The 7675-nt window shown below is 70.0% G+C and carries 7 protein-coding genes; 2 read left to right on the top strand and 5 right to left on the bottom strand.

Annotated features, from left to right (window positions below):
* Positions 1-323: hypothetical protein (locus ABD172_RS00285; protein WP_425546627.1), on the bottom strand; the 323-nt coding region annotated here is incomplete at its 3' end.
* Between the two features lie 110 nt (positions 324-433).
* Between ABD172_RS00285 and ABD172_RS00280 the strand changes: the two genes are divergently transcribed.
* Positions 434-1345 (top strand): DMT family transporter, encoded by a 912-nt coding sequence (locus ABD172_RS00280; protein WP_344305889.1) that lies wholly within the window; start codon positions 434-436, stop codon positions 1343-1345.
* Between the two features lie 305 nt (positions 1346-1650).
* On the opposite strand, the gene ABD172_RS00275 is transcribed toward ABD172_RS00280, so the two are convergent.
* The gene (locus tag ABD172_RS00275; protein WP_344305888.1) at positions 1651-2445 is read right to left on the bottom strand and encodes a metal-dependent hydrolase; all 795 of its coding nucleotides are present in this window, start codon (positions 2443-2445) and stop codon (positions 1651-1653) included.
* 262 nt (positions 2446-2707) lie between these two features.
* On the opposite strand from ABD172_RS00275, the gene ABD172_RS00270 reads away from it, so the two are divergent.
* On the top strand, positions 2708-3481 hold the full coding sequence (locus ABD172_RS00270) for a maltokinase N-terminal cap-like domain-containing protein (RefSeq protein ID WP_344305887.1): 774 nt from the start codon (positions 2708-2710) through the stop codon (positions 3479-3481).
* A 79-nt stretch (positions 3482-3560) separates the two neighbouring features.
* Here ABD172_RS00270 and ABD172_RS00265 read toward each other — a convergent pair whose 3' ends face one another.
* The 3 genes from ABD172_RS00265 to ABD172_RS00255 form a co-directional block, all read right to left on the bottom strand.
* On the bottom strand, positions 3561-5486 hold the full coding sequence (locus ABD172_RS00265; protein ID WP_344305886.1) for a SpoIID/LytB domain-containing protein: 1926 nt from the start codon (positions 5484-5486) through the stop codon (positions 3561-3563).
* Positions 5487-5613: 127 nt separating this feature from the next.
* Positions 5614-7317, bottom strand: coding sequence for an MFS transporter (locus ABD172_RS00260; protein WP_344305885.1), 1704 nt, complete (start codon positions 7315-7317; stop codon positions 5614-5616).
* On the bottom strand, positions 7314-7675 hold a 362-nt coding region (locus ABD172_RS00255; RefSeq protein ID WP_344305884.1), incomplete at its 5' end, for a zinc-binding dehydrogenase. The genes ABD172_RS00260 and ABD172_RS00255, both read right to left, overlap by 4 nt.

Below are 7675 nucleotides of genomic sequence, written 5' to 3'. Positions count from 1 at the left end.
TGCTGCCGTACGGGAATGAGGTGGAGGTGTTCCCGCCGGGAGACCCGGTGGAAGTGACGCATGCCGAGGACTTCCGGCGCATTGCCCGCGGTGACGACTCCGATGGTGGAACCGGCGACGAAGATTCGCGGGACGACGACGGCGACAGCGACGGCGGTGCCGGATATGACGGCGATGGTGGCGCCGGCCCCGGCCCCGGTCCCGGTAGCGGTCCCGGCGGTGAACGCCCCCGCCCCGGTGGAAGTGACCGTCCCGGTACGGGCAGCAGTAATGGTCCCGCCGCCGCGGGCGATCGTGCCTCGGGTCCGGACGTGATCTGGCATTCCGGCGGCCTCGATGACGACCCGGCGCCCTTCTGACCCCAGGCAGAGCTGCAGAGCAGTTGAGCTGCAGAACAGCAGTGATCACGGTCACGTCACCGTAGGATCGATCCATGATCCTCGGCGCTTCGCTCGTCTTCGTGCTCATCTGGTCGACCGGGTTCGTCGTGGCGAGGTTCATCGACGGCTCGGCGGATCCGAACACCTTCCTCCTGCTGCGCTTCACGACAGCCGGCACGGTCCTGCTCGCAGTGAGCATCGTGGCACGCGTGCGGCGCCGACTCACACTGCCTGGCGCGAAGGAGGTGCTCGCACACCTCGGGATCGGCGCTTTCATGAACGGTGCCTACCTGAGCCTCGGCTACATGGCCGTGGCAGATGGACTTCCCGCCGGAGTGATGACGCTCCTCGGCGGCTGGCAACCCGTCCTCACGATCCTCCTCACCGCCGCACTCGTCCGGTCCGTCCCCCGTCCCGGAGTGCTCATCGGCGTCGGGATCTCGCTCGTCGGGGTCGCAGCCGTGCTCGTGCCCGGAGTCATTGCCGACGAAGGCGCCGGAAACGCACCGTCGGCCGGGATCGGTCCGTCGCTCATCGGGCTCGGTGTCCTCGCGGTGACCGCGTTGTCGCTCGGCGTCATGGCGCAGTCGCGCGTCCGCGGCACGGCACTCCTTCCCGCGGTCGCTTGGCAGACCTTCGGTGGTGCCCTCGTCGTCGCCTGCATGGCCGTCCTCACCGGGGAGGGCCCACCGACATGGGGTCCGAAGCTGTGGCTCGGGCTCGGCTGGTCCGTGCTCGTCATCTCGATCTGCGGAATGCTCCTCATGGTGCACCTCACGCGCACCGTCTCCGCGTCGTACGTCTCGATCCTCGTCCTCACCACACCACCCCTCGCCGCCCTCGAGGCGCTCGTCCTCTTCGGAGAGCGGCTCACCGTCGTGCAGTGGATCGGCGTCGTCGTCACTCTCGCCGGCGTGGGCCTCGCCACCCGGCCGCGCCCACCGGCGGGTGCTTCCCGCGGGTAGCCGCGCGCGTCGACCACGGGGTCGGTCGCCGCGGCCGGGCATCCGGCACCGAGCTATCGGCCGGACCTCATGGCATCGGCCCCGACGGACCGAGACGAGAGCAGTCGGAGCGTCCGGACCAGCGGGTCCCCAGGTGAGTGACACCTCGGCGGCCTGCCGATGGGGTGGTGGGGCCGAGCCGGACGCAATGCGTCCGTAGCCGAGCGACCGGAACCCACGCCGAGACTACGGCCGGCGTCAGAACTGCACACGCCACTGGGCGTCAGAACCCCGAACCCCGAGCACCGGACGCAACCGCCGTCCGTTCACCCGACGGCCGCGGAATCGGGGAGCCAGCCGAACTCCGCGACGAACGCTGCGGCCACGTAGATCGTCACCGCCGAACAGAGCACCCACTCACGGGCGGATCCGGTATCACCGAGCACCGGCACTGCGAGGAACCCATTGCGTTTCCACACCGCCGACACGGCCGGGATCCGTCGGAACCACTGCGGAGGGCGGACGACGACGGGCCACAACAGCGGCACCCCACCGGTCGTGAGCATGTCGCCGAGGATGTGGATCGCACATCCGAGGCCGACGCTCACCGGGAGCACCCACCCGGAATCCGGGAACTGCCAGCCGAAGAAGACACCGGCGCCGAGCGCGAACACCCACGGCCACACGCGCCCGCGACCGGTGAGTCGGAAGGCGCGCAGGGCGAACGAGGCGAGGAGCACCCCCAGCAGTCCCGCGCCGAGCGCCACATCCGTGCCGCCGGTGGGCACGACGAGGCGTCCGAGCGCCACGGTCACGAGGACGAACACGGCGATGCCGAGGACCGAATGCGTTCCCCGACGGTGGCCCCCGGAGATCCTCCCGACCACGCGGCACAACACCTCGGAGGGACTCGGCAGCGGCCCGACGTCGGGCAACGACCGCGCGATCGTCCCGCTGTGGTGGTCGATGTCCGGCAACAGCGCGGCCCCCGCGGTCATGAAGGCCACGGCCACCACCTCGGCGGTGGTGATTCCGTCGATGAGGCCGAAGGCCAGGGCCGAGGTGCCGGCGATCGCGATTCCCCCGGCGGCGCCGGTGATCGCATGGTGCCCACCCATCATGTCGGTGTGCTCTCCTTCTGTCGGGGAAGAGGCCGCGCTGCCCGGGAAGACGGTGCGCAGACCCGGCCGGAGAGCTCCGGCCGGCACACCACGCTAGCCGGAGCCACGGACACGGGCACGGACACGGACACGGGCACGGGCACGGGCACGGGTACGGACACGGACAGGCTCATCGCGGCCCGGTTCCCCGTGACGGGAGACCTCCGTCACGACTACGCTCGAAGCACGCACCCCACCCACACCACGATCCGGAGGAGACACCATGGCGATCATCCATCGAGCCACGCTCACCCCGTCGAAGCCGGAACTCATCCGGGAGTGGTTGCCCTCCCGGCCGTGGATCGAGGTGCCGGACGGCGCATCGGTCGAGCCCGTCGGCGCATTCCGGTTCGACGATCCGGACGGGCAGGTGGGTGTCGAGGTACACCTCGTCGACATGGTGGCGCCCGACGGGGTCCACACCCTCGTCCAGGTGCCGTTGTCGTACCGCAACGAGGAACTCCCGGGCGGCGACCACGGGTTCATCGGGACTCTCGAACACTCGGCGCTCGGCACCCGGTGGGTCTACGACGCCACCGTCGATCCCGTTTTCGTCGAGGAGCTGCTGCGGACGATCATCGAGCAGGACACCTCGGTCGCGGAGTTCATCGAGGGCGAGGACGGCCCGATCGAACGCGAACGCACGACGCACGCATGGGGTGTGCTCGCCGGACCCATGGGAGGCGAGAACGGCAACGGCGGCATCGTCGGCAGCGGGAGGACCCCGGCCTACGGGGGAGAGGTCCACGCGAACATCGCGGACGTCTACACTCCGGAGACCGAGAACGGGATCACCCGGATCACCGTCGGCACCTCGACCCTCGCGCTCACGCGCTTCCCGCTCGTCGACCTGCCGATCGACACGGTGCCGCTCCCGCAGGACCACCCCTCCGGCAGCCGCACGGCCGAGGCGACCTCACCCGAGGCCTTCGGGTCCCTCCTCGGCACCTGGCCGGGTCAGCGGGACGGCGTCGTCCTCGCCGCGCTCCTGGGATGAAGGCCGTGCTCCTGGGATGAAGGGCGCGCTCCTGGGATGAGGTGAGTGCTCCCGGGGTAAGAGGCACGCGGCGGAGTGATCACACCCCGGAGAACGCCGTGAGGTTCGGCGACTTCAGTTTCAGCGCAGCCCGCAGCTTCTCGCCACTGAGTGACTTCGTCACGCCCTTCGACGAGGTCGCCGTCGCGGTCTTCACCTGGACCCCGTTCGACGCCTTCGAGAGCGACACGGACGTGACATCGGGCAGTCCGAAGGCAGCGGCGACGGACTTCTGCGTCACGCTCGTCGACCAGGTCTCGTAGGGATTGCCGGACGCGGCCTTCGACGCACTCGCGTCCGACACGGACACGAGGTACGGCACGCTCCCGCCCCACACGTCGACCGCGTTGTTCGTCTTTCCACCGCTCGAGGACGAGTACACCGCGTCGATGTACGAGCCACCGTCGGTGAGCACCTTCGCACCCGCGGAGGTGACACTCTTGTCGACGGCCTTCCGCCACGCGGAGTTCTTCTCCTGCGTCCACCCGGCGAAGACCTGGCTGCGGGTCTCGTCGTAGACATTGCACGCGCAGTCGGACTTGAGCGAACCCATGTTGCGGTACGCGTACGTGCGGGAGGCGACGGCCTGGGCCGCGAGCGCCTCGGTCTCCCAGGAGGCGGGCATCTCGGCGATCCCGTAGAGGTATTCGGAGTCGAGCCGCAGTGCGTTCACGAGGTTGAGTTTCCCGCTCACCACGGAGGCCTCGATCGTCCCGTGCCGGTACTCACCGGTGGCGCCGCCACGTGCTCCCGGCACCGTCACCGTCGTCGACCCCGAGCCCGGCCATGCACGGGTGTTCTGCCATTCGAGGGTGACCGTGGTCCCGGGGTCGGCGGTGTAGTACTTCTGTCCGGACGTCCACACACGCATCCGCTGGGACCCGTAGAAGGTGCCCGCCTCGACGGTGAGCGCATCTCCGGAGGCCGGCACCGTGTAGGACTTCCCGTTCCCGACGATCCGGGCGCGGATCGCCCCGTTCTTCGCGTACACGTTCGTCTTCGTGATGCCGCCGGTGAGCTGGACCCGGATGTCCTTGTTCCGGTAGGTCGTGCTCTCGGTGAGCTTCGCGCCCGTGTAGTAGTGCCCGAGGATGTCCGTGTAGGACTTCCCCTGTCGGGCGAGTCCGCGGGCGCCGTACTGGCTCATCCCGACGCCGTGCCCGAAGCCCTTGCCGGAGATCGAGAAGTTCGCGGGAATGCTGCTGCCGTTCACCTTCACGACCGCCCCGGTCTTCGCGGTCCACGTGATGACCCCGTGCTGGAAGGTCTGGGTGACGACGCCGTTCTTCGTCGTCTCGTTGCTCGTCGGGTATCCGAGCGTGCCGCGCTCCCAGCCCGAATTCCCCCAGGCGGTGCGGATCCCACCCCATGTCGCGTGGGCTCCGGTGCCCTTCGACCAGTGGATCGAGCCGCGCTGGAACGTCTGGAAACACCCGCCGCCGGTCAGGCCGCACGTCTCGTTCGTGGTCGGGTAACCGAGCTTTCCGTTCTCCCAACCCGTGGCGCCCCACGCGGCGCGGATACCGCCCCACGTGGCGCGGGCTCCGGTGGCCTTCGTCCAGTGGATGGACCCGCCCTTGAACGACTGGTAGCACCCGGAGTTCTTGAGCCCGCAGCGTTCGGGAGAGGTCGGCAGGCCGAGCTTGCCCGAGGCGCCGCCGAGGGATTTCCATGCGTTCCCGATCCCGCCGCTCACCTCGTACCGGGCGGAGCCGGACATCGGCGCCGCCGAGGCGCCCGTCGTCGCTCCGGGCACGGCACCGAAGCCGGCTGCGAGGACGAGCGCGAGCGCCGCGCCGAGCGCGGCGCGGAGAACGCGGGAGCGCACCCGGTGCGCCCCGGGCCGTGCGCCACGGGAGGCGCGACGGTGCGTTGCGGGTCGGGGCGCCCCGGCGGGGCCGAGGGGGGACCCGGCAACCGGGTCGGTCGGGACGGCACGGGTGCGGGAGGCGGGGCTGGAAGTCACGCCTTCGAGTATGACTGCCGGGTGCCCCGGTGTCGCGGATACGCCCGAACCCGGACGTGTCCTTCCCGGTGGCCGTACGTCTCGGCTCGGAAGGCGGGAGGTGGTCCGAAAACCGGACGTCGTGCCCTCAATCCACCGTGCGCCGTCTCCTGCGCCTACCGGGTACGGGGATGAAGCATGCGGTGAGGGCGGCGAGGAGCGCAGCACCGCCACCGAGGGCGACGGCGGTGCGGAACCCGGCGAGAGAGGCGACCTCGGTGCCGGCGAAGGGTTGGGTCATGAGGGCGAGGACCGCGCCGACGACCGCCGCGGAGATCGTCGAGCCGAGCGAGCGCATGAGGGAGTTGAAACTGTTGGCGGCGGCGGACATCGACTGCGGGACGGCGCCGAGGATGAGCGTCGGCATCGAACCGTAGGCCAGACCCATACCGACGGACACGAGTGAGGTCATCACGACGATGCCCCACACGCTGCCGGACAGGAAGTAGAACGACACATAGGCGAGGACGACGATGGAGATGCCGACGACGAGGGTCGTACGCGGACCGATCCAGTCGATGAAGCGCCCGCCGATCGGGGAGACCGCCATCATCACCGCGCCCGCCGGGGCGAGGGCGAGGCCCATCATCACCATGTCGAGGCCGACCCCGTGGCCGGTCGCGGGGTCGGCCTGGAGGAACTGCGGGATCGCGAGGTTCTGGGCGTACCACGAGAACCCGACGAGGATCGAGGCGGCGTTCGTGAGGAGGACCGCGGTGCGTGCGGTGACCCGGAGGTCGACGAGCGGTTCGCGGACCCGGAGCTCGACGGCACCCCACACGAGGAGGAACAGCGCGGATCCGACGAAGCACCCGAGCGTGAGCGGGTCCGCCCACCCCCACGTGCCGCCCTTCGAGATCGCGAGGAGCAGACACACGAGACCGGCGGCGAAGAGCACCATCCCGCCGAAGTCGAACCGTCCCTGCAACGGTGTCCGGGTGCCGCGCGGCACGAGGCGGCGGATGAGCAGCGCCATGAGCACCGCCACGACCGCCGTTCCGAAGAACAGCACCCGCCAGTTCGCCCACTGCGCGACCGCCGCAGAGAGGGGCAGGCCGATCGCCCCACCGACACCGAAGGACGAACTCATGATCGACAGACCGCTGCCGAGGCGGTGCGGCGGCACGACGTCCCGCACGAGTGCGACCGCGAGGGGGATCATGCCCATCGCCAGGCCCTGCAGGCCACGGCCGAGCACCATGAGCGGCAGGTTCGTCGCGAACCCGCACAGGAGCGAACCGAGCAGCAGGGGCACGAGGAGGACGAGGATCATCCGCTTCTTGCCGAAGATGTCGCCGAGGCGCCCCGACACCGGGGTCGTCACCGCACCGCTCAGCAGGGTCACCGTGATGATCCAGCTCGCGTTCGCCGCATCCGTGGAGAACATCTCCGGGAACCGGGGGATGAGCGGGACGACGACGGTCTGAGTGAGGGCCGCGGTGATACTCGCGCCGGCGAGGACCACGACGGTGCGCATCGGTTTCTCGTAGGCGACGGCGGGGACCGGGCCGTCGTCGGGGACTGTGCTGTCGTCGCTGTCGTCGGGGACCGTGCTGTTCTCGGGAGGAGTGTTGTCCTCGGGAGGTGCGCCACCGGCCGGCCGGCTGATGGCCACCGGCCCTCCGCTGATGGCCACCGGATCAGTGGTGGGGACGACGTCGAGTTCGGTGCGGTGTTCGGGGTTGTTCTCCGTGTCGCACTCAGGCGCGTTCTCGCCGACTCCGTTGTCGGCGCACGGTTCCGTGAGGTCGGTGTCCTCGGTTCCCGAGTCCTGCGGTTGCCTGTTCCTCACGGTCGGATCACCGTCATTCCGGGCAGGGTGCCTTCGCTCAGGGCCACGAGGGCGTCGGGAGTCTGGGCCAGGGAGATCGTGCGGGTCACGAGGTCCTGCGGGCGCAGGGCTCCCGAGGACACGAGATCGACGAGTTCGGGGTAGTCTGCGGCCGCCATCCCGTGGGAGCCGAGCACGTCGAGTTCGAGGCCGATGACGCGCGGGATCGCCGCCTGCGGCACACCGTCGAACAGGCCGATCTGCACGTGCCGTCCCCGCGGGCGCAGGCTCAGCAGTGCGGCGTTGAGGGTGTCCTCGCGGCCGAGCGCCTCGAGGGTGACGTGCGGGGCACCGAGGCCGGCGTCGGCGCCGGCGGCGA

Origin of the sequence: Brevibacterium samyangense (assembly GCF_039529845.1) — a bacterium.
In the GTDB taxonomy this organism is placed as follows: domain Bacteria; phylum Actinomycetota; class Actinomycetes; order Actinomycetales; family Brevibacteriaceae; genus Brevibacterium; species Brevibacterium samyangense.
Note: the sequence above shows the minus strand (reverse complement) of the source record. Positions and strands in the feature narration are given on the sequence as shown.